20 protein-coding genes are annotated in these 23,126 nt (G+C 53.1%); 12 read left to right on the forward strand and 8 right to left on the reverse strand.

Going from position 1 to position 23,126, the window contains the following annotated elements; all coding sequences use genetic code 11:
• Positions 1 to 118: 118 nt before the first annotated feature.
• The 3 genes from NXT00_RS00345 to NXT00_RS00355 all read right to left on the reverse strand — a co-directional run bounded on the left by NXT00_RS00345 (position 119) and on the right by NXT00_RS00355 (position 4,219).
• Positions 119 to 1,378 (reverse strand): exonuclease domain-containing protein, encoded by a 1,260-nt coding sequence (locus tag NXT00_RS00345; protein WP_259157641.1) that lies wholly within the window; start codon positions 1,376 to 1,378, stop codon positions 119 to 121.
• Positions 1,379 to 1,448: 70 nt separating this feature from the next.
• Positions 1,449 to 3,692, reverse strand: a complete 2,244-nt coding sequence (gene glgX, locus NXT00_RS00350) for a glycogen debranching protein GlgX (protein WP_259076185.1) — start codon at positions 3,690 to 3,692, stop codon at positions 1,449 to 1,451.
• An 11-nt stretch (positions 3,693 to 3,703) separates the two neighbouring features.
• Entirely contained in the window at positions 3,704 to 4,219 is a 516-nt protein-coding gene (locus NXT00_RS00355) for a TetR family transcriptional regulator (protein ID WP_259157642.1), read from the reverse strand.
• A gap of 184 nt (positions 4,220 to 4,403) precedes the next feature.
• On the opposite strand from NXT00_RS00355, the gene NXT00_RS00360 reads away from it, so the two are divergent.
• The 11 genes from NXT00_RS00360 to pyk all read left to right on the forward strand — a co-directional run bounded on the left by NXT00_RS00360 (position 4,404) and on the right by pyk (position 12,972).
• Positions 4,404 to 5,060, forward strand: a complete 657-nt coding sequence (locus NXT00_RS00360; protein ID WP_259076200.1) for a nuclear transport factor 2 family protein — start codon at positions 4,404 to 4,406, stop codon at positions 5,058 to 5,060.
• A 67-nt stretch (positions 5,061 to 5,127) separates the two neighbouring features.
• On the forward strand, positions 5,128 to 5,694 hold the full coding sequence (locus NXT00_RS00365) for a hypothetical protein (protein ID WP_259076203.1): 567 nt from the start codon (positions 5,128 to 5,130) through the stop codon (positions 5,692 to 5,694).
• Between the two features lie 35 nt (positions 5,695 to 5,729).
• Positions 5,730 to 6,245, forward strand: a complete 516-nt coding sequence (locus tag NXT00_RS00370; protein WP_259157643.1) for a hypothetical protein — start codon at positions 5,730 to 5,732, stop codon at positions 6,243 to 6,245.
• Between the two features lie 86 nt (positions 6,246 to 6,331).
• On the forward strand, positions 6,332 to 7,528 hold the full coding sequence (locus NXT00_RS00375) for an MFS transporter (protein ID WP_259157644.1): 1,197 nt from the start codon (positions 6,332 to 6,334) through the stop codon (positions 7,526 to 7,528).
• Positions 7,522 to 7,719: a hypothetical protein gene (locus tag NXT00_RS00380; protein WP_259076209.1), complete on the forward strand. Its 198-nt coding sequence runs from the start codon at positions 7,522 to 7,524 to the stop codon at positions 7,717 to 7,719. The genes NXT00_RS00375 and NXT00_RS00380 overlap by 7 nt, the downstream gene beginning before the upstream one ends.
• A gap of 27 nt (positions 7,720 to 7,746) precedes the next feature.
• Entirely contained in the window at positions 7,747 to 8,307 is a 561-nt protein-coding gene (locus NXT00_RS00385; RefSeq protein ID WP_259076211.1) for a hypothetical protein, read from the forward strand.
• Entirely contained in the window at positions 8,304 to 9,083 is a 780-nt protein-coding gene (locus NXT00_RS00390; protein ID WP_259076213.1) for an inositol monophosphatase family protein, read from the forward strand. The genes NXT00_RS00385 and NXT00_RS00390 overlap by 4 nt, the downstream gene beginning before the upstream one ends.
• Before the next feature lies 1 nt (position 9,084).
• The gene (locus NXT00_RS00395) at positions 9,085 to 9,543 is read left to right on the forward strand and encodes a Trp biosynthesis-associated membrane protein (RefSeq protein WP_259076215.1); all 459 of its coding nucleotides are present in this window, start codon (positions 9,085 to 9,087) and stop codon (positions 9,541 to 9,543) included.
• A gap of 113 nt (positions 9,544 to 9,656) precedes the next feature.
• Positions 9,657 to 10,469, forward strand: coding sequence for an indole-3-glycerol-phosphate synthase (locus NXT00_RS00400; protein ID WP_259076217.1), 813 nt, complete (start codon positions 9,657 to 9,659; stop codon positions 10,467 to 10,469).
• Between the two features lie 61 nt (positions 10,470 to 10,530).
• Positions 10,531 to 11,400: a prolipoprotein diacylglyceryl transferase gene (gene lgt / locus NXT00_RS00405; protein ID WP_396124680.1), complete on the forward strand. Its 870-nt coding sequence runs from the start codon at positions 10,531 to 10,533 to the stop codon at positions 11,398 to 11,400.
• Positions 11,401 to 11,538: 138 nt separating this feature from the next.
• Positions 11,539 to 12,972 carry a pyruvate kinase gene (pyk, locus tag NXT00_RS00410; RefSeq protein ID WP_259076221.1) on the forward strand — a complete coding sequence of 478 codons (1,434 nt, stop codon included), beginning with the start codon at positions 11,539 to 11,541 and terminating at the stop codon, positions 12,970 to 12,972.
• Between the two features lie 198 nt (positions 12,973 to 13,170).
• Here the strand turns inward: pyk and NXT00_RS00415 are convergent, their stop codons facing one another.
• From NXT00_RS00415 to NXT00_RS00435, 5 genes are all read right to left on the reverse strand, one after another.
• Positions 13,171 to 14,502: an ABC transporter substrate-binding protein gene (locus tag NXT00_RS00415; protein WP_259076223.1), complete on the reverse strand. Its 1,332-nt coding sequence runs from the start codon at positions 14,500 to 14,502 to the stop codon at positions 13,171 to 13,173.
• Between the two features lie 389 nt (positions 14,503 to 14,891).
• Entirely contained in the window at positions 14,892 to 17,279 is a 2,388-nt protein-coding gene (locus NXT00_RS00420; RefSeq protein ID WP_259157645.1) for a glycogen/starch/alpha-glucan phosphorylase, read from the reverse strand.
• A 336-nt stretch (positions 17,280 to 17,615) separates the two neighbouring features.
• Positions 17,616 to 18,833, reverse strand: a complete 1,218-nt coding sequence (locus NXT00_RS00425) for an amidohydrolase (protein ID WP_259076228.1) — start codon at positions 18,831 to 18,833, stop codon at positions 17,616 to 17,618.
• Positions 18,834 to 18,872: 39 nt separating this feature from the next.
• On the reverse strand, positions 18,873 to 20,201 hold the full coding sequence (locus NXT00_RS00430; RefSeq protein ID WP_259157646.1) for a DUF4921 family protein: 1,329 nt from the start codon (positions 20,199 to 20,201) through the stop codon (positions 18,873 to 18,875).
• A gap of 63 nt (positions 20,202 to 20,264) precedes the next feature.
• Positions 20,265 to 21,383 carry a glycerate kinase gene (locus NXT00_RS00435; RefSeq protein WP_259157647.1) on the reverse strand — a complete coding sequence of 373 codons (1,119 nt, stop codon included), beginning with the start codon at positions 21,381 to 21,383 and terminating at the stop codon, positions 20,265 to 20,267.
• Between the two features lie 380 nt (positions 21,384 to 21,763).
• Between NXT00_RS00435 and gdhA the strand changes: the two genes are divergently transcribed.
• Positions 21,764 to 23,110, forward strand: coding sequence for an NADP-specific glutamate dehydrogenase (gene gdhA / locus NXT00_RS00440; RefSeq protein ID WP_259076236.1), 1,347 nt, complete (start codon positions 21,764 to 21,766; stop codon positions 23,108 to 23,110).
• Positions 23,111 to 23,126: the final 16 nt, after the last annotated feature.

Below are 23,126 nucleotides of genomic sequence, written 5' to 3' on the forward strand. Positions count from 1 at the left end.
TCAACGGTGCGGCGAGGACGAGCGAGCCGAAGAAGGATGAGATCGCCCTGGATATAGAGCTGCTGACGTGTTAAGGGAGGCTATACTTCCTACTGCATGAGTCGCAATACCTTCTGGTTTAGAAAGGAGAATTGAGATTGGCGTCTAGGCCAAGAACGTCAAAAAGTTCTTGAGCTGTCCAGAAAGCTATGGCCTGACCCTTGTCGTTCAGATCTTCTGCACGTTTTTGCTTGGTGGTAATGCAGTTCCACGGCCCGATCACTAATAGAGTGGTTTTCTTGGTCACATTCTTGGCCACCGTAGCACCTGCAGCTGCAATTTTTTGCCACAAGAGACCTTTATCGAAGGGATCGAAATCACCGGTGAGGGTCACTACGTGCCCATAAAGAGGATTGCGGGGATCAGCCTCGGTATTAGTATCCGGGACCTTCTCCGGTGTGGCAACCTTAGCCCACGGCTGCGATTTCCTAGGCGTGCTTTCCTTTGGCACCGGTGCACTGGCGAGAGAGGCGCGCAGCACTGGGTAAACCCTATTGCTGTTGAGCGATCCGCGTTCGAAACCAAATGTCATAAAAACCTCCTCAAGGCTCCCACTGGTCCGCTTCAGGCGGGTAAGAGCAGCGAAGATTTCTGCGCAAGCCTTGGCATCGCAGAGAGCATCATGGTGGTGTTCAAGATCAACGTTGAGATGATCTGCGACGACATTAAGTTTATGCGAAGCTATAGGCAGGTGACAGGACCGGGCCGCGGCGAGCGAGCACGCGAAATTCCACTGCGGGGGATCAACCTGTGCTGCGGCTGCGGCTCGGAAGAAGGCTGTCATATCAAATTGAGCATTATGCGCCACTACGTCGTCGTCAGCGACCCACGCAATCACCTCGGGAAGGATCTCTGCAAACGGTGGGGCGGTAGCAACGGTTTTCTCAGTAATGCCGTGGAATTCTTTATTGAATTCGTCGAAACCTGCGATTGCAGGCTGGCACAACCAGGACTTAGTTTCGACCACCAGGCCGTCTCGCACCCGGGCTAAACCAACCTGGCAGATCGACCCCCAGTCACTATTGGCTGTTTCCACATCGATGCCACAGAAATCCAGATTGGCTATAGCGGCCAGTTCTCCCTTCTTAGCAGCCTCTAGAGCTTGGAAGAATAACTCGATCTGATGGTCCGAATTTGGGGGAAAAGTGATCGTGTGCTCGGGGTCATCTCCAATCTGGACGACACCTCCCAGGATCGAGCTGGGGGTGCGGGTAACCCGCGCTGGTCCGAGCGGAAGGGTGAGGGGATGGGCATCAAGTGAGGCGGTCAGGAGAGTGGGGTGAATGGTGATCTCCTGCGCGGTAATGGTGACTTCGCCGCCATGGATGGAAATAGTCATAGAAAGCCTCGTGTCTTGATGAACCCAGCGGGCGGTGCGCTACTCCAGATAGGCACCGCCCCTTTTTGTATTAGCTATCGTATTCTTCTCGCTCAGCATACTCATCGCCAGGGACACTAGCATTGACCGGCGGATCTACCTGCCGGAAGATGAGAATGGAGCGACCCTGAACGGTCATTGAACCCCCGGATTCGATGACCTTACCCTCCAGTGGGTACCCCGTGGGTTCCGTAGTGTCTACGACGAGCTTCCACGAAGACCCGAAGTTCTCTGGTGGCAAGGTAAATTCGATGACGTCATGATAGGCATTGAAGATCATGAGGAAGGATTCATCGATAATCGGGTGCCCGCGACGATCGGGCTCAGCAATAGATGCTCCATTGAGATAGACCATTAAAGCTTTGCCAAAAGCGAATTCCCAATCCGATTGGGTCATGAGCTTGCCGGATGGAACCATCCACGCAATATCGCGATCGGGGGCGTCCTCACCTAGTGGTCCGCCCGCGAGGAAATTACGGCGTCTGAAAACCGGGTGGTTGGCGCGGATACGAATGAGTCGCTTGGTAAAACCTAGTAACTCGTGGTTATCGGCCACCTGGTCCCAGTCCATCCACGCGAGCTCGTTATCCTGGCAGTAGACGTTATTATTGCCAGACTGAGTGCGCGCAATTTCGTCACCGTGAGCCAGCATGGGGGTGCCTTGGCTGAGTAAGAGCGTGGTGAGGAAGTTGCGACGCTGCTGAGCACGCAGTTGATTAATATCGGGATCATCTGTGGGACCCTCGGCGCCACAGTTCCACGAGCGGTTGTGGGACTCGCCATCGCGGTTACCCTCACCATTATCCTCATTGTGCTTTTCGTTGTAGCTGACGAGGTCATTAAGGGTAAAGCCGTCGTGGGCAGTAACGAAGTTGATGGAGGCCGTAGGCCGACGCCCATTATGTGCATAGAGATCCGAGGAACCTGTGAGTCGGGATGCGAACTCGCCCAGCGTGGAGGGCTCGCCTCGCCAGAAGTCCCGAACGGTGTCGCGGTATTTCCCGTTCCACTCGGCCCAGATGGCAGGGAAGTTACCTACCTGATAACCACCCTCGCCCACATCCCACGGTTCAGCAATGAGCTTAACGCGTGAGACTACTGGATCCTGCTGTACGAGATCGAAGAAAGTAGCGAGCTTATCCACGTCATGCAGCTCGCGCGCCAGGGTGGAGGCGAGGTCGAAGCGGAAACCGTCCACGTGCATTTCGGTGACCCAGTAGCGCAGTGAGTCCATGATGAGCTGCAGTGGGTGAGGGTCGCGAACATTAAGGGAGTTTCCGGTTCCCGTATAGTCCATATAGTGGCGTTTGTCGCCATCTACCAGGCGGTAGTAAGCCTCATTATCTATACCTCGGAAGGCGATCGTTGGGCCGAGATGATTTCCTTCGGCTGTATGGTTATAGACAACATCGAGAATCACCTCGATACCAGCTTCGTGGAAGGCGCGAACCATGCCCTTAAACTCGGATACGGCATCGCCTGGGGTCTTAGCGGCTGCATAATCCAGGTGCGGAGCAAAGAAGCCGAAGGTGTTATAGCCCCAGTAGTTGCGCAGTCCCAGATCACGCAACCGGTCATCCTGTAAGAACTGGTGTACTGGGAGCAGTTCAATGGCAGTGATGCCAAGATCCTTGAGATATTCAATAATGGCTGGGTGTGCTAGGCCAGCATAGGTTCCGCGGAGTTCTTCGGGAACGTCAGGGTGGGTCATAGTCATTCCCTTGACATGGGCCTCGTAAATCACCGTGTCATGATAGGGAACCTGGGGCGCGCGGTCTGAGCCCCAGTCGAAGAAGGGATTGACGACGACAGAGAGCATGGTATGCCCGAGGGAATCCTCGGTGTTGCGTGCCTCTGGTTTATCCGGCTGAGTGATGTCGTAGCTGAAGAGGGAAGCATCACCGTCAAATTCGCCATCGAAGGCGCGAGCATAGGGGTCCACGAGCAGCTTCGACGGATCGCAGCGTTTGCCGTCGGCGGGGTTATAGGGGCCATGGACACGGAACCCGTAGCGTTGACCTGGAAGTACGTTGGGTAGATAGCAATGCCAGATATGGGCGTCTACCTCAGTAAGAGAAATGCGCTCCTCGTTATTATCAGCATCGATGAGGCACAGCTCAACTTTTTCAGCAACATGAGAAAAGATAGCAAAATTGGTGCCAGCACCGTCGTATTTGGAGCCGAGTGGGAAAGGATCACCCGGCCAGACCTTGCGGGTGGGTTGATCGTTAACGCTGGAGGGTGAGTGCTCCTCCGCAATCGGTTCTGTAGTCATAGCCCAGTATCTTAGCCCGAAAGAGCTTGAATTCCATTTAAGATGATATCAACGCCGGCTAAAAACTGGTCACGGGCATTGTCCGCATCAAATGAGGCCCCTAGGCGTTGGGCCTGGTTTTGCTCAAATACGCTGGCGCCCACGACATAGTGGACTAGGGTCGCGGCGGCGATCTGTGGTGTGTCAGCAGTGGTGGCCTTACTGAAAATACCTTCAACCTCAGCACGCAGATCATTGCTGATAAGCGCCGTACCAACAAGCTCAGCGCCGTCGGTGATTCCTAGCATCGTGGTACGCAAAAAGAGGGCTGCTTCGCGCAGATCGTGATGGTCTAAAACTAGAAAATCTGTTAAAAGGGTTCGAGCGGTGGCGTCGATCAGAGCTTGTTTATTCTTGATATGCCAGTACAAGGCTCCAGGTGCAACAGCAAGGTGTGTGGCTACGCGTCGCATGGTCATATCCGCTAATCCATAGCTGCTGAGAATATCGATGCTGGCTTGAATGATCGCGCTCTTATTTAACTCCACGCCTAGTATCTTAATACCTCTGCCATAACGATGATGCGCGACCGACAAAGGCGTCGTGGGGAGCGAGGTTTGACAAAGGCTGGGAACTTTCTCATAAAACACTGGGAGGATCTTGATCTCAGTTGATGAGTGTTATAGTGGGTATTTAGACAAGAGATCAACCCTAATAAGGAGTTTTATTACCGTGAGTTTCGTTTATAAGAAGGCGGCAGTGGCCACCGTAGCAGCGAGTTCTCTGCTCTTAGTAGCATGTGGTTCTGACGAGGCGGAGTCTCCCACCACCTCGGTTGCAGTCTCGACCGTTACGAAGGCTCCGGTTACAACAACTGTTGAGAGCGCTGAACCAAGCGCTGCTCCTGAGGATGCTGAGAAGAAGCCAGAGCAGCCACCGCTTCCTCCCGCACCTCCAGCTCCTCCGGCTAATCCCCAAAACCCAGCGGTTCCGACAGAGGTTCCCTTCCCGGTAGCCGAGCATGCGCCTGTCTCTGATGGCGGCCCAGCGACCCCTGAACAGGCTGCTCAGATTGAGGGGCTGATCCGCGGTCTCCAGGATCAAAAGACTTTGCGTAGTTTTATGACCTACGTTCCTAATAATTCCTGCCAACATGTGCGTGACCGCATTTATGCTGAAGCTGGCAACCAATTTGACCTCGTACCTGATGTTCCGCTTAGCGAGGTTCCAGAATTTGCTAATGCCAACTCCCGTGTCGATGCCATTACGGACATCATGGTTAATGGCACCACAGCTTCTGCCAACGTAACCACGAGCTGGTCTGATGGAACATACACCGGTGTCCAGCGCTTTGTTAATGAGAATGGCCGCTGGGTTTTCTGCGACTAAAATATATGTCCAGCCCCCGTCGATTTTTGCGACGGGGGTATTTTTGGCTAGTGGGAGGCGAAGGGGATTGTCCCATCAAGACGCGGTGATTAACCACCACGGTGACGCGGCCGTAAAAGTTACGGTGGACTTGCATGACGGTGGAACATCTAAAGTGCACACCCATCTTAAGTTTTTCGATGAGCTATTACTCCTTTTCGCAGACAGCGCTCGAATCAGCCTTAAAGTGTTGGTGGAGCCCGATCCGCTGGGGGAGCCCCAAAACATCATCGAAGAGACTGGAGTAGCCCTGGGCCAAGCGATTCACACAGCAATCGGCCGTGCGGGCGATTTTCGGTCTTATGGGCATGCGGTCGTTGCCGCTTCCCGGGCGCTAGCGGAAGTAGCGATGGAATATCCTGCTGATCCAGTGAGCGTGGTCAGTGGGGAACCCGAACCGATGGTAACCGCTGTTGTTGATGACCATTATGCCACGATGATGAATGAATACTTCTTCGAAGCTTTTGCTGCGGGGGCACAGATGAATATGCACGTGATAGCCCGCTATGGGAGCAGTCCGCGAGAGATTACGCAGGCTGAATTTAAAGCGACAGGGGCAGCGCTGCAGTCGCTCCTGATGGAACTGTGTACCTAGGATTAATCGAACAAGTTTTCGAAAAACTGGGACGGGTGTCTACTTCCCTCACTACAGTGGGCGATATGAAAAAAATTCCCGATCCCCGTCAGCACCGTCCGATTGTTATGCACCCCACGACACTCGATGAGTTATACAACGATATATCGTCTATTTGGAGCATGATCAAGCATCCGAGATCTCTGGCTCGGGCCACTGGGGCGTGGCGACCTCCCCGAAAAATCGTTGGCGACTACCCAGCAGCCCCCACAGCTATCGTTGCGGTGCGCCGTTACCGGATAGGCGCGAAAGCGAGAGAGGACATTCGGCTATATTCCCCTGGCGCTTCCCCCGCCTATCTCATTAGTCTGCGCTTGAGCTCCCCGGAATCTAAATTTCTTCCCCATAGAAGTGCAGAATGGTGGATTACCCATATAGTAGGTGCGCGCCATCTAGAGTGCGTTCACGAACTCAGTGCCGAATACGCACCAACCTATTGCTGGGTAGTCAATGCCCAGATGGAACCGATCGCATCACCCGCTGCGCTCTTTGCGGAATCTCAGGTGGCTTAGGCGGAGAGAAGGGGACTATCCTTGATGCGGATTGTCGATAGCTGTAAAGGAGTGACGAGAAAGTCCACGCTGGCTTTAGCAACCGCATGAGTGTTGATAGTAATAAGACTTCGCTTTGTTCCATCACCGGATTCGTCCCTATCTTGATAGCAGTGGCGGGAGCCTTCGGAAATCTTTCTCTCCTTCTGCCGCTGATACCTTTAGCCGTGATCCAATCGGGTGGCAGCTTGAGTCTTGCCGGTGCGACGACTGGAGTCTTTATGGCAGCCACTGTCGGGGCGCAAATACTGACTCCTGCAGCCCTAAGGAGATGGGGCTTTACTACAGTCATCATCTTCTCTGCCCTCATGTTAGGGATCCCCTCCCTGGGCTATATATTTAGTGTTGAGACCACTTTTCTGCTTGTGATTTCTGCCGTGCGAGGAATCGGCTTTGGCGCTCTCACAGTCGCTCAAGCCGCGGTTTTAGCGGCCCTAGTCCCCGCGCGCTCCTTGGGAAAAGCGATGGGTCTCATGGGATTTTGGATCGGATTTGCCCAATTAATAATGCTGCCTGCGGGCGTCTACTTAGCCGATCTTTTGAGTTTCCGATGCGTATATATTCTCGCCGCCGCAGTGGCGCTTGCAGCTGCGGCGATGGGACTGCTTATTCCATCTGTGGCGGTGCCGCGCCCTCATCTTAAGGCCACTCGGAGCGATAATATTAGGCTGCTGCAGAAGGTATTCGAACCTGCCGTTGCCATGTCAGCGACTGCCATGGGGTTTGGTGCGCTCTCTGCGCTCCTTCCTGCGGCTATGGATAGGAGTGGGGCTTCGTTGACGCTGTCCACGTTTATGCTAGCTGGACTAGGCGGAGCTCAGATGTTGAGTCGTTATGGTGCTGGTCTTTATGCTGACAGTCGGGGTCGTGCTGGTTATTTGATCCTGCCAGCCTTGGGTCTTGCTGCCAGCGGCTTGGGGCTGGTAGCCGTGACCATATTAGGGCATTGGGATCCCATATTTTTCTTGGTTGCAGCCATTATTTTTGGGTGTGGCTATGGGGCTGTGCAGAACGAAAGCATGGTAAAAATGTTCCAGAGCACCCCTCCCTCGCGTCTGTCCACCGTATCCGCCTTGTGGAATATTAGTTTCGATGGCGGGACGGGTTTGGGTTCATTTATCCTGGGTTATACTGCAAGTATTTTCGCCTACCATGGTGCCTTTATTGCCGCAGTGATAATTATTCTAGGTGCTGGCGCAGTGAGCCTCTACCAAGTCCGACGGAAGAAGGTAAGAATTTGTTGATCACTACCCTCGCACAAGAATCAGAAACTAATTATGTCCTCATCTACGTCCTTATTATGGCGGGCGGTTTTATGCTCGGGGGAGCGTGGTCAGCTTATCGACAGGGCCTACGCATTGTGGCGGTTGCGCTGGCGATCCTGGCCCTTATGGCATTGGTGTCGGCCGGCCTATGGGCATACGGACTTTTTTAAGCTAGCACTACGGCTACACTCAATGACATGACTTTCAGCCTGATTCAACGGTTTGATCTTCCGCCAGCAGACGTAGGCGCAGTGCTCAACCAGGAAGCTGTCGATAACGAGATTTATATCCCGCGAGGCACGGATATTCCAGAGGAGCTCGCAACCTACCAGCACCTAATTTCTCGGGTTTTTGCGGAATACCGTGGCACCTCGGATCAGATGGGCTATATACCAGTTATTGCAGTCAACAGTTTGAGGGAACTTCACCCTTATACCTCTCTGGATCGCATGGCAGCCGAGATCACCGTGCACATGCACGGTGGGGAATGGCGCACTGCCGCCGACGCAGATTTCTGGGAACTCCTCGAAGAGCTCGACGCTCGAGGATTGCAGTGGCTCATTATCATGAGCGAATCACAGGAATCGTTCATCGATCTCATGCGCGATAGCGCGGCTGTGACGAACGCTAAAACTATAGCAGGCAGCGTTGACTCGTCCGCGATGCTAAGCGAACTAATTCGATATGAGTCAGAAGGCATTGCTGGCGCGATTATCCCCAGCACTATGCGTGCACGCATGGGAAAAAATACTTTATGATCAACCTCGAAAGCCTTTACGACCGCGCCGAAGGCGTGGTGAAGAGCGTCGAGCCTCTATTTACTGCAGGCCTTGGAGCAGCGCCGGAAATTGAGAAGTCTCGTGGTGATTTTGCCACTGCCATAGACCTAAAATTGGAAAGAATTATCAGCGCCGAACTTTCCGCCGCTACCGGAATTCCCGTCAGCGGGGAAGAATTTGGGGGACAACACACCGAGGTTTTCTGGATCGTCGATCCAATCGATGGCACCGCAAATTACGCCGCCGGAAATCCCACCTGCGCAATCCTCATGAGCCTCGTGGCATATGGGCGACCCGTTATTGGTTTCAGTAGCATCCCTTTTATGTCACGTAGATACGGTGCCTACGAGGGTTCCCCGCTTTTTATTAATGGCCGAGCGCAACCCCCACTAGAACCCCGCCCCAAAGTGCGTAGCCATATTGGTATCTCGTCCCTTTCTCGAACGGATGATAGTTACGCACGAACAGTCAGAGATATGTGTGCCGACTTCGGGTACAGCTCTCGCCTGATTGGTTCGGTCGGAGTTGATCTCGCTTTTGGGGCTGCTGGTATTTTCGCGGCAGGAGTCAGTCTCAGTCCGCACCTATGGGATAACGCAGCTGGTGTCGTACTCGCCCAAGCATCTGGTGCCATAGTCAGTGACCTCGTAGGCAACCCATGGACTGCAGATTCACACGGTCTTATTATTGGAAGTCAACCCTGTCACGAGCATTTGTGTACAGCGTTCGCAGATCTTAACCAAAAGGAGCGATAGAGTGACATACTCCTATAAGCTCTTTGGTCTCCTTATCGTTATGGCGACGATACTGATCGGTCTAGGTTCTCGGGCAACCGGGGAACCAGCGGCACTCTTGGCTACCTTCGCAGCGGGGCTAAGTGCCTTAGCGGTGCCTTTCACTCCAGCTTTGGGGCGTCGACTAGCGGGGGTAGGCGCCATAATCGCAGGCGTACTCGCTCTCATCTCTAGCAACTACGAACCGTTAGTGATCATCGGGGGACTCACAGCGATCGGTGGCGGTATAGGTATCGGTCTGAGACCGGGTTTGGTGCAGCGAAGCAGCGTATATCAGCGCAAAAGTCAGATCCGTGATCATCTTGTCACCGATCTCGAAGACGATCCCGAGTCTAGTCGGTTGATCTGGGATGCCCTCGATGCAGGTATCGACCCGACCGATGGAGATCAACCGAAAGGTGGAAAGTTCGAGGCTTCTTAGAGGGGGTACCCGTTCTTTTTGTTTTACTCATCAGCCCCATTAGCCTTAGACGTGCACCATGTGCTTTATGCTTGCCGGTATAAAGCTTCCTTTAAGTTAAGGATCGTCTTTCAGTGGCTTCGGTCTTAGAATCCATCATCGCTGGCGTTCGTGAGGATGTCCGCGCCCGTGAGGCTGTCATGTCTTTTCAACAAATGAAGCAACGGTCGCGACTTCATGCTCCCGATATCAGACCGGTGCGGCCGCTTTTTGAACAACGGGGCTGTCGCCTCATCGCTGAGATCAAAAGGGCAGCTCCCACCGTCGGTGAGATCGCTCATATTGATTCCGCCGTGGACTTGGCCCAGCAATTCGAACGTGGCGGTGCCGCCATCATCGCCTGCCATACCGAGCGTCGCCAATTTCATGGCTCCCTAGAAGAGATGGCCGAAGTGCGCAAAGCAGTGGCAACGCCCATTATGTGCCGCGACTTTATTATCGATCCCTACCAGATCCACGAAGCCCGCTACTATGGCGCTGATATGGTCCCTCTTCGGGTAGCCGCCCTCGACCAACCACATCTTGCCGCGCTCATCGACCGCGTTGAATCACTGGGAATGGCTGCGCTTGTAGAAGTGCGGAATCCGCAGGAGGCCTCTCGAGCCTTGGCTGCCGGCGCTAGCATAATCGGGGTTAATGCGAGGGATTTTGAGACAATGACCTTAAATCGTCGTGCCTTCGGTGATATTGCACCAGGCTTGCCGCACAGTATTATAAAAATTGCTTTGTCGGGGGTGCGCACCGCGGCCGAGCTTCTTGATTATGCGGCTTCGGGTGCGGACGCTGTAGTCATGGGACAATCCCTGGTGACTGCCGATTCACCGCAGGAATTTACTAAAAAGCTGGTCTCGGTGGGACTTCATCCCTCCTGTCCGGGGCGCGGTTAAAAGAATATCTTCACCGCACTATCTAAAACGTACCGTCATTATTGGGAGCATATTTGTGATTATGAGTACACTTGCCGCTATTCCGTCGCCTCCGCAAGGGGTGTGGTACTTAGGCTCCTTCCCCTTGCGTGGTTATGCCTTGAGTATCATAGTGGGGATTATTGTGGCGATATGGATCGGTCGCCGCCGATATCACGAGCGTGGTGGCGATCCAGAACTCGTCCTCGACGCGGCTATTATTGCCATTCCCGCTGGGATAATCGGCGGTCGTCTCTATCACGTGATTACCGATAACCATAAATACTTCTGTGATACCTGTAATCCAGTGGACGCACTAAAGATCACCAATGGAGGTCTCGGAATTTGGGGGGCTGTATTCCTTGGCGCAGTGGCAGTATGGGGTTATCTGCGGTGGCGAAAGATTCCCTTTGCGCCCTTTGCTGATGCCCTCATACCCGGCGTCATTTTGGCTCAGGGGATCGGACGACTGGGTAATTGGTTTAATCAAGAACTCTACGGTGCGGAAACTACAGTGCCGTGGGCACTCGAGATTTATTATCGAGTAGACGAGATGGGGCAATACGCGCCAATGACGGGGCGCTCGACGGGCGAAATTATTGCCACAGTGCACCCAACCTTCCTCTACGAGCTGGTGTGGAATGTCGCGGTATTCTTTTTTCTTATCTTTATGGACAGAAAACTCCGACTGGGTCATGGCCGAGTTTTTGCCCTCTATGTGATGAGCTATACCGCGGGTCGGTTCATTATCGAGAATATGCGCACCGATGAGGCCACGCTAATTGAGGGAATCAGGATCAATGCGATCGTCTCCATTGCGGCCTTTGTGATGGCTGGCATCGTTTTCTTTCTCTTGCCACGCGGGCGGGAGTCGGCCGGGGAGATCAGTCCTCACCGAGCGGCAGCCGAATAAGGTCAAAAGTTATTTCTATCACACCTTTTTTCTAGTGAGCTGCGTTTATGCCCGTTTGCATCTTATTTCCTTAGTCCGACGGTGTGACCTAGGGCGGCTTGTTAGCGCATTTGGCTTTGTGCGATTAGTGTTTAAGGCATGGAACGTCGCACTAAGATAGTTTGTACTCTGGGTCCTGCTGTTGCCAGCAAGGACGCTATTTTGAACCTTGTCCGTGATGGTATGAACGTGGCTCGCATGAACTTCTCCCATGGTGACCACGCCGACCATGAGCAAAACTACCGCTGGGTTCGCGAAGCAACCGATGAAACTGGTCGCGCTGTCGGTATTTTGGCCGACCTGCAGGGGCCCAAGATTCGCCTTGGTCGCTTCGCCACCGGCGCCACTGTGTGGGAGAACGGTGAAATCGTTCGGATCACCGTCGACGACGTCGAGGGTACCCACGACCGTGTATCCACCACCTACAAGAACCTAGCCAAGGACGCTAAGCCTGGCGATCGCCTCCTCGTTGATGATGGCAAGGTTGCACTTGTATGTAAGAGCGTCGAAGGCAATGACGTAGTCTGCGAAGTAGTGGAAGGTGGCCCAGTTTCCAATAACAAGGGCGTATCCCTGCCTGGTATGGACATTTCCGTCCCCGCCCTATCCGAAAAAGACATTCGTGACCTGCGTTTCGCCCTCAAACTAGGCGTGGATTTCATTGCTCTCTCCTTCGTCCGCTCAGCGGAAGACGTTGAACTCGTCCACCAGATCATGGACGAGGAAGGGCGCCGCGTCCCGGTCATTGCAAAGCTGGAGAAACCTGAAGCTATTGAAAGCCTCGAAGCTATCGTTCTCGCCTTCGACGGCATTATGGTCGCCCGCGGTGACCTCGGTGTTGAATGCCCACTCGAGCTGGTTCCGCATGTTCAAAAGCGCGCCGTGCAAATCGCGCGTGAGAATGCAAAGCCCGTCATCGTTGCAACTCAGATGCTGGACTCCATGATCACCAACTCCCGTCCGACTCGCGCTGAGGCTTCCGACGTGGCTAATGCTGTCCTCGACGGCGCTGATGCCGTGATGCTTTCCGGTGAGACCTCGGTTGGTGTAGATCCCCACAATACCGTGCGTACCATGGCTCGTATCGTTATGGCCGCTGAGCAAGATGGTGAGGTGCCTCCACTGGCCCATATCCCACGTACCAAGCGTGGCGTTATTTCCTACTCTGCGCGCGATATCGCCGAACGCTTGAATGCCAAGGCATTGGTTGCCTTTACCTCCTCCGGTGATACCGCAAAGCGTGTCGCTCGTTTGCGCACGGATTTACCGCTTCTCGTATTTACTCCGCATGTGGCGGTTCGCAGTGAACTTGCCCTGACCTGGGGCGCCGAGACCTTCCTCACTCCTGATCTGGCAAGCACCGATGAAATGATCGAAGAAATTGATAAGCAGCTGCTGTCCATGGATCGCTATTCTCGCGATGACATGGTAGTTATGGTAGCCGGCACCCCTCCAGGAGTATCTGGTAACACCAATATGATCCAGGTTCATCTCCTGGGTGAAGAGACCGTGGTTAAGCAAATCAAGGCCTAGGAAAAAAAAGAAGCTGTCCATGTAGTGGGCAGCTTCTTTTTTTTATGCACATAAGAAAGACAAAGAGTACTTGCGATATATTCATCTAATCATGGGCCTTGAGGAAGCTGTGAGAAACCGCGATTCCACTAGTTGGGGGCTACAACAACGCATAAACGAACCCGCGTTGGATTCAACTAGAAAAGTCGAGTCCGATGCCTAGGTATTCGCATTCTTTTCAGCTGCCCAGCTCTCGACGAATTGGGACACGACATCAGACCATTCCATTCTGCCAGTTGCATACTGGGTTAAAGCTAAGCCGAAGTCGTCCTTGAACTGTTGTGAAGGAAAATACTGAAAGACCCACGGAATAGTTATTCTGTGCGTATCGGAAAGAGCCACAGCAACTTCACGGGCTAGAGGATTATCGGGGGTATCGTCTTCAGCATATTGCTTGAAAGGGGCTATAAAACCAAGGTCGTCGATCACGTATTTTTTTCCGGCATCGCTGGTGAATAGCCAATTGATAAAATCAATCGACGCCTGCTGATCCTCTTTGGGGGCTTTCGCGTTAACGGCCAGATAGTTCTCAGTGCCAACAGCTAAGCCCTGGTGCGGGTCATCGGACATACCAGTATAAAGCGGTAAGAATTTGACTTTATCTGGCTTTATGATGCTGCCCTCCACCTCAGTGACTTGGCTCCATCCCCACGTACCGTTTTGCACCATAGCCGATTTTCCGAGCGCGAATTCCGTCATGGAATCCGAGACTTGCTGTGTCGGAGTCAAGGTTTTATCTACCGTGGAATTATTAAGGTATAGATCAAAAAGCTTTTTAAAATTCGCGTTGTATTTGAAGACCACGGTGTCGAGATTATGGCTTTGGGCGTCTCTAAACTCGTAATACATAGGGATATTGGCAAGGTGGGTTTGCCAACGCCAATCCTCCCCTGCTTTTAGCGATGTTGAGGAGAATACTCCGTCAATGCCAAGTGTTTCCTTCCTAGACTGCATATCGTCGGCAACCGCTTTGAGCGTCGTATAATCGCGAATATCCGCTGCTGACGTCGCTTGAGCTCCAGGCATAGCGAAGTATCGATCTAGGATTTCCTCGTTGTAGATAATTCCGTAGCCCTCTACTGCAAAGGGCACTCCGTAAACCTTGCCGTCATCACCCCTGAGAGCCTGATTGGGCTGTTTGAGCGCCGCCGTCAGTGCGATATCGGAGAGATCTGCGGTGTAGTGCTGCCACGTTTTCAAGCCTGTAGGGCCATTGAGCTGGAAAAGGGTAGGGGCATCTGGTTGGGACACCTCAGTTTTGAGAGCATTTTCGTAATTTCCTGAAGTAACAGTCTCGATTTTCACGGGAACACCAGTCTGAGCTGTATATGCTGCGGCGATTTTTTGGTAGGCAGACTCCTGCTCCGGTTTGAAATTCAGAAAGTAAACGGAAGGCTGCCCATCATCGCCGGTGCTGCACGCACTAAGACCCGTCAGAACCACGGTACTCACTACGGCGGCTGAGAGTATACGGCACACATGAATTGCCACGATGACCTCCTTCGATTCATATCTGCTTCAGCTACTAAACCTTGCTGCGGGGCTTCACGGAAAGCGAGAGATGGTGGTGGTAGATCACAGCAGTGTAGAGGTTCAATCTAGATCTCAACTCTCGCACCAAAATGAAGTCTACCGCTTCGTGATAGTTGTAGTAAGCATGTGCTCGGTTCAAACGGACTTTCACCACCATATCCTAGAGTGAAACCGCGTAGTTTTTTTAAAGTGTCGGATCTGTACTTGGGTAGAACCCGCCGCGCAAGCGACCCCATTACCGGTTGAACTGATCGGGCAGATACGGGCCCGAGGATGCTGCGAAGCTATGGCGAAAAAAATCCGCGATATGACGGTGGCGCCAAATCGCGGATCTCACTCAGAAGTGATTAGATTTTGGTTTCTTCTAGCTTCCACACTTCGCGAGCGTAGTCACCGATAGTGCGGTCGGAGGAGAAGCGGCCGGACTCGCAAATATTGACCCAGCACATGCGGGCCCAATGTAGGCGATCAGCGTAGAAATCTGCAGCCATCTTATCGCGGGTTTCGCGATAGGCGGCAAAATCGCCGAGAACGTAGTACACGTCTGGGGTCTCCCAGCCGCCCCCATCGAGGAGGGAGGCGCGCAGATCGTGGAAGAGACCAGACTGATTATCGTCCAGATTGCCATCCACGAAGGCATCGAGCACGCGCTTGAGGCCCGGAACGGTCTCGTAAACATGGTAGGGGCTGTAATTGGTCCGCAGTTCCGGCAGTTCCTCAACCTTGGCACCAAAGATATAGGCGTTGTCGTCGCCCACAGAATCCAGAATTTCCACATTGGCACCGTCAAGGGTACCGAGGGTGAGAGCACCGTTCATCATGAACTTCATATTTGAGGTGCCGGAAGCTTCCTTGCCTGCAGTGGAGATCTGCTCAGAGACATCAGAGGCTGGGATGATGTGCTCGGCCGGGGAAACATTGTAATTTTCCACGAAGACTACACGCAGCACCTTTGAGACCTCAGGGTCACTGTTGACGAGGCGACCGATCTCGTTGATGAGCTTAATAATGCCCTTGGCACGTACGTATCCGGGAGCCGCTTTAGCACCAAAGATAAAGGTCCGAGGAGGAACGTTGCTTTCTCCGTCGATCTTGATGCGGAAGTAGAGATCCAAAATATACAAAGCGTTCATAAGCTGGCGCTTGTATTCGTGCAGACGCTTAATCTGAACGTCGTAGATCGACTCTGGATCAATGGCAATGCCTTGGCGATCCTCGATCCACTGGGCGAAGTCGCGCTTATTAGCATCCTTAACATCGAGAAGTTCCTGCATGATGGCATCGTCTTCGCCGTATTTGCGCAGCTTCTTGAGTTCATCAAGGTCGGTGACCCAAGCATCGGAACCAAGCAGGCGAGTGAGGAGGTCAGCCAAGCGCGGGTTGCACATCTTCAACCAGCGGCGTGGGGTCACACCATTGGTCTTGTTATTGAATTTCGCAGGCCAGATCTCGTGCCATTCCTTTAGGGTCTCTGCCTTGATGATCTCGGTGTGGAGGGCAGCGACACCGTTGATGGAGTAAGCGGCATAGCAGGCGATCCACGCCATATGGACCACGCCGTCCTGGACAGGGGCCATATAGTTAATGCGCCCTGCGTCGAGGCCGCGCTGAGCCATATCTTCCCGGAAGCGGCGGTCAATTTCGACCACAATTTCAAAGACGCGGTAGAACAGCTGCTGGAAAATGGTGCACGACCATTGCTCGAGAGCCTCAGCAAGAACCGTGTGGTTAGTGTAGGCGAAGGTTTCGGTAACGATCTTCCATGCTGCATCCCAGCCCAGTCCGTGATCGTCCATGAGCAAACGCATGAGCTCAGGGATGGCGAGCACAGGGTGGGTATCGTTGAGCTGAATCGAGTTGTACTTGCCAAAATCGCTGAGATCCTTGCCGTGCTGTTCGATATAATTATCGATCATTGCCTGCAAGGACGCAGAGCAGAAGAAGTACTGCTGGCGTACGCGCAGGAGTTTGCCAGCGTAGGTGGTGTCGTTCGGGTACAGCACGCGGCATAGATCCATGACACGTTCGCGTTCTACGATCGCATCAGTAAATAGCTGGGAGTTGAAGGCCTCGTAGTCGAATTCCTCCAGTGGCTCTGCTTTCCATAACCGCAGCGTACCCACGTTTTTGGTGCCATAGCCGGTGATTGGCATATCAAAGGGGATTGCGCGAACGACCATATCGTCGAATTTTACGGTCCGCTGCTCTTCCTCGCGACGGACTACGAAGGGGTAGCCGTCTTCCTTCCACGCGTCAGGCTCCTCGGTCTGGAAGCCGTTGTCAAAAATCTGCTTGAACAAACCATAACGGTAGAGGATGCCGTAACCGGTTACTGGATAGTCGTGGGTGACGGCGGAGTCGAGGAAGCAGGCGGCGAGACGGCCGAGGCCGCCATTGCCTAGTGCAGCATCGTTTTCGGCTTCAAGAACATCCGAGAGCTCGTGGCCCAATTCCCTGGTGGCCTTTTCTGCATCCTCAACCAGATCGAGGTTGGTGAGATTATTCAGCAGTGCGCGACCCATAAGGAATTCAGCAGACAGGTAGTGCTGTTGGCGAGTAGCGTTATAGGCCTTGGTGGTCCTCTCCCAGTTATCGGAGAGCTGTTCCATAACGGAGTGCGATAGGCCGAACCAGAACTTGCGGTTGGTTGCGGTAGCTGGGGATGAGCCGGCTACGGCGCGGACGTGGCCTGCAACAGTAGCATCCAGCGCAGGGGTCTTCGTGGAATTCTTCATAATATAGAAGTTCTTCTCCTGTAATCATAGGGGATAGATCGATGGCGAAATGCATCTGAAGCCATCGATCTCTTCTTAGCGCCCCAGTCTAGTAGCCGCGTACTGAAAAGTACTATTGAAAATACCCACGAACCTGTTTTGCCCCCGTTTTTAGCGAAACTACAGCTGCGCTTTACACCGCCTAAATCATTTAATACCGTATCTAGCTGGTTAAATAAAGGTGATTAGCGGTTCAAATTTGGGTGATGTGAGTTTGGACTACATTTGCTGCTTTGAGATTTATCACATCTTAATGGAGATGGATGGGGTTATGGTGCCGTGCTAGTTATGAGCATTTTAATTTTTTGATGAGTGGCCCAGGTAGTGCAGCACCGCCAATAAGGAAGACTCAACGCAAGCAGAGAGTGTGGGAGCGAAATCGGGAAGGAAATCGGGCATGTGGTTTCCTGGCGCACTACTTGGATCGGCCTCCCACACGTATTTGGGCGTTGCTCCAACAAACCAGAAGAAATAGGGGCTGTCCCACGAGCGCGGAATATTCGAAAAATCTTCCGAAGCGGTCCACCGTTCGGCCACCTGTGAGTTGTCACCGAAGTGGGAGTCGAAAACTGGACGTAAATCCTGATAGATTTTCTCCGAGTTATCGGTGAGCGGGGCATGAGCATAGTAGCGAATACTAGGTTCTTCTATAATTCCAGATGCTTGGCACTCCGCTCGCACCACTCGTTCGATTGCGGCATAGAGTGTGTCGCGCACAGAGGAATCATAGCTACGGCAATTGAGCACCAGGCGCGCTGAACCTGGGATCGTATTCGAAGAATGACCGGATTCAAGAGTTCCTACTGAAATAACCGCAAAATCGTGTGGAGAAATTTCGCGACCTACTATGCCCTGTAGTCGCATCACAATGGCTGCAGCGGTAAAGGTGGGGTCGATCGACAAATGTGGCATTGAGCCGTGGGCGGATTTCCCTTCAATAGTGATCTCAATCGTGTCTGCAGTAGTGAGAATGGGGCCCGGGCGGGTGAATACTGTACCTGCAGAGCCGGCAATAATATGCAGTCCCAAGCAGAGATCGGGGCGCGGCAGGATGGCATGAAGCCCAGCGTCGACCATTTTTTGAGCCCCTCGACCGTTTTCTTCACTCGGTTGGAATAGCGCGATGAAGGTGCCCGACCACGCTTGACGGTTCGCATCCAAAATAGCTACGACTGAAAGTAACGAGGTTGCGTGCATATCGTGACCGCAGGCATGCATAACCCCAGGATTCTGTGAAGTGTAGCTCACCTGGGTCTCCTCCGTGACAGGCAGGCCGTCGAAATCCGCGCGCAATAAAACGCATGGTCCGTCGCCATTGCGCAGAGTAGCCACGATGCCAAAACCGCCTATATCTGTAATCACCTCCGCGTCAAAAGGTGCCAGCGCACCAATAATGCTCTTCGCGGTGAACTCCTCATGCTCAGATAGTTCAGGGTGCTGGTGAAGATATTCATAGAGTTCCCGCTGCCAGGAGAGATCTGTGTGGGAAATGAGTTCGTGGATGGAGTTAGTCATTCTTCATACTGTAGTGAGTGCGAACCTTAAGTGGGAGGCTTATAAAGGAAGTAGGCGATTGTATTTGAGACTGTTGCGCTCGATGGTGCATTCGGTAGCGATCCGAATATCTGAGGAGATACTGTTGCTATCTCTTAATTGGAACATCGATGACACCACTCGGTCACGGACATCCCAAGGACTGAGGGTGTTCAGATATACTTTTGTGCCACCTTCGAAACCTGCCAAGGTGGATACGCGCCACTTAATCATCACCCGCCAGGGCATGGGGATGTCTAGGTCAATAGGTTTATGATGCCACTCTTCATTGCTGGGCACATGGGGGCCAACCGCTGCGTGGCAGGCGTGGATCAAGTCACTCATTGAAGCTACTTCTGCTGGAGTTTGCAGCCAGGGCTCAGGGGTGGGGGACTTCGAATAAACCTCTAAGGTGGGGTAACGGTGACCGAAGCCAGCGAAGCAGATAGCATGCTCATTCTCGGCGATCACTAAATTCCGCATCGCGGCATAGTTGACGGCCCATTCGTTGTACATATTGGGATTCTGCCGTAGTTTGGCTACCTCGTTCTCGGCTGCCAGCCCGCGCTCATCGATGCTAACTAGTTGCTTGTGCAAATGATCGAAAGAGGCGCCGGCGGGTTTGAGCCAGTTCTGAAAAACGGCAACATAAGGGGTGTAGCGATTATTGGAGTATAAATCCTGCATGGTGTGGATAGTGAACTGGATAAAGGCTCGGTGCTCCACGACGCTTAAGCTGCCCGCGGAGGCTAGGCCCGTATGGTCATGTGCATGATCGGAAAAATGCCGTCGGCCGATAATGAGGTCATGGCCACCGCCAAAAAAGCTCTCAGCTTCCTTGACCAGGATCTGGCTAGGAAGTTCAGGGTCAAGTCCAGCGGCCTGGCGCTTGGTTTTTACCATCCGCAATATATGGTCGATGCCGCGTGGATCCGATTGGTACTGCTGCATCCATGATCGTTGCGCTGCATTCATTTCGAAGCCGTAGTTGGCCTGCCAGTAGGCGTAACTGACGATCTCGAATAGGTTTGATACCCGCCTAAACTCCGCCTCGGTGCCATCGATTTCGGCAAAGCTGGGTTTTTCTACAATTTCAAAATCGTTTTCGCCGTGACGGATAACCCGCGCCTTTTCTGGTGGTGTTTCGTCTAAGCGAGCACTGCAGAAAGCGCAATAGTTTTTCCGTTCTCCTGGTGTGATTGGGAGAGTATCGCGGGCTGGGTGATCAAGAGGGCGGTGCCCGCGTCCGGGTACCGTCCAAACCTCGGTACCCGAGAAAGGATTAATTTGCTTAATCGTGCCATCGGCCATGGTTTGGATCGGATTAACTCGCGAAAACAGGAAACTCATAGGCACTGATGATAGTCGGTATATCGGTGCCTATTGCCAAACTTTGGGCGAAGGAGGGGAAAATTATTTCCGAGGATCCTCCTGTAATGTCCTCAGAATTTCGTGGGCGATCTTTTTGCCGGCGTCGCGAAGCTGTTCTGGCAAGGGGGCATCGATGAGTGTGTAGGTCCAATCGGCCTGAGGAGTGCCCTCAATTTTCCCCGCCACCACTATCGTGCGCGCCGGGGAGTGTGAGGCTGTATCTAATACTTCAAGGACCACTTTCCCCGCCTCGGATTGGGAGTCAAACTGTCCCTCGCCGGTGATAATCCAGTCCGCTTCGTGGCTTAGATGCATGAGATCGAGGGAGTCGGCAACAACCTTGGCACCGGGGAGTAGATGGATATGATCGCTAGACCCATAGATAAGCCGTGACAGCCAGATGAGTCCTAGGGGTAGAGCACCTGCTGCCCCGAAGCCGACTGTTTGCGGGTCGAGGTCGACGAGACTCGCAAAATCGGTGATGCCGCGCTCGAGAATGTCCTGCTCAGCTGGGGTTGCTCCCTTCTGCGGAGCGAATTGACGGGCGGTGCCGTTTGGGCCCGTGGCTGGGTTGGAGACATCTCGTAGTAGAATCCACTCGAGTTGGGCAGCGCCGATATTGAGGGTGGCGGTATCAAGGCGGTCAATGGAGCTCAGAGAACCCCCACCGTGAGCGACTGGGCGACCGTGAGTATCGACTGGCACCACTCCTAGGGCCGCGAGAATACCCGTGCCCGCATCAGTGGTGGCTGTGCCACCTAATCCCAGGACTATGCGGGTGGCTCCGCGGGCATGAGCATCCGCAATGAGTACACCGGTTCCGAAAGTATCGGCATCAAGAGGTCGTGGATCATCTGCTACGAGTGGGAGGCCAGAGGCTTGAGCGAGATCGATATAGGCCGTGTGGATCTCGGAGTCGAAGGTGTAACTAGCCTCAATCAGGCGCCCATTAGCGTCGATAGACGGAAGAGTGATGCGCTCACCCGTGAAGACTTCACTGGTTCCCTCACCGCCATCGGCCATGGGGCATTGTACAATATCAATCTCCTCTGGAGCCATGTGGTGTAAGAGTTCCGTTTGTATGCTGTGAGCGAGCATGGCGGCGATTTCGGTGGCACTACCAGAGCCCTTGAAGGAGTCGGGGGCGATAACAATGCGCATCGAAGGAACTTCCTATCGTGTGGTACTCGGGGCTAGATTTCTAGCCCCATACTATAGCGAGCGAGGGGCCACGCTGGAGTAATTTACCCCCACGACGAGCCCTTAATGAAAACTATATATAGCGATCCTGACGGTCGGATAATCTGGAAAAACCTCAGATGACATGCATCTATCCCAAAAGGGGGTATTGAATTCGATAGCTGAATAGGTACTAATTTCTATAGCTGTGTAGAATTATGCTGCACACAATAGTCGCCCCGACTCTTCGGCTCGTGAATATAGAGTTTTTATAGGTTTTAATCATCTCTCACTACGGTCGTAGCGGTTGTAGCTCAAGAGTACAAGCGGGGTGCTTTATATGGACTAGGGAAGGAACCACTATGTCTGAAATCAAAAAAACCATCGATACTTATTACGAAACCCTGGTCAAGCGCAACGCCGGCGAGGCTGAATTTCATCAAGCTGTCGACGAGGTTTTTGAGTCCCTGAAAATCGTTGCAGAAAAAGATCCTCAATATCTAGAAGACGGCCTAATCGAGCGCATCTGCGAACCCGATCGGCAGGTTCTCTTCCGGGTGACATGGGTCGACGACCAGGGGCGAGTGCAGACAAACCGCGGTTTCCGTGTCCAATTCAATGCAGCACTGGGGCCCTATAAAGGCGGCCTGCGTTTTCACCCCTCGGTCAACTTGGGCATTGTAAAATTTCTAGGCTTCGAACAGATCTTTAAAAATGCTTTGACGGGCCAGGCCATTGGCGGTGGCAAGGGTGGATCGGACTTTGATCCAAAGGGTAAGTCTGACGCCGAAATCATGCGCTTCTGCCAGGCATTTATGACCGAACTGCGCCGCCATATCGGCCAGTTTACCGATGTGCCTGCCGGTGATATCGGGGTAGGCGGCCGGGAAATCGGTTATCTCTTTGGCCAATATCGACGCCTCGCTAATCAATACGAAGCTGGAGTGCTTACCGGTAAAGGTTTGGGTTGGGGCGGATCGCTGGTGCGAACCGAAGCCACAGGTTATGGTTGCGTCTACTTTACCCAAGAACTAATGAAAACCCACGGAGCCTCCTTCGATGGTGCCACAGTGGTGGTCTCCGGTTCTGGCAATGTCTCGATATATGCCATCGAAAAGGCCCAAGAACTGGGTGCAACGGTGGTTGGTTTTTCGGATTCATCAGGTTGGGTTCATACCCCAGAAGGAGTGGATGTAGAAAAGCTCAAGGAGATCAAGGAAGATCGACGCGAGCGCGTTTCGGTCTACGCCGATGAAGTTGCTGGAACAACCTTCCACCCTGAGGGGTCGATCTGGGATCTGCCATGTGATGTGGCCCTTCCGTGCGCAACCCAAAACGAGCTCGATGGCAATCATGCTCGCACCCTGGCTCAGAATGGCTGTAGATTCGTCGCCGAAGGCGCTAATATGCCGTCGACAGCTGAGGCTATCGATGTCTATCGGGAACTTGGTATCCACTTCGCACCTGGTAAGGCCGCTAATGCTGGTGGTGTAGCCACCTCTGCATTGGAAATGCAACAAAACGCCTCCCGCGAGTCGTGGACTTTTGACTACGCTGATCAGCGCCTGCAAGAAATTATGAGCGATATTTATCGCACCTGCGAGGAAACCGCCCGCGAATACGGTCACGAGGGAGACCTTGTCATCGGAGCAAATATTGCTGGATTTAAGAAGGTTGCCGACGCCATGTTGGCTCACGGAGTTTTCTAAGCAGAAAATTTTCGGG

This window comes from Corynebacterium sp. ES2715-CONJ3, assembly GCF_024814365.1.
Lineage (GTDB): Bacteria > Actinomycetota > Actinomycetes > Mycobacteriales > Mycobacteriaceae > Corynebacterium.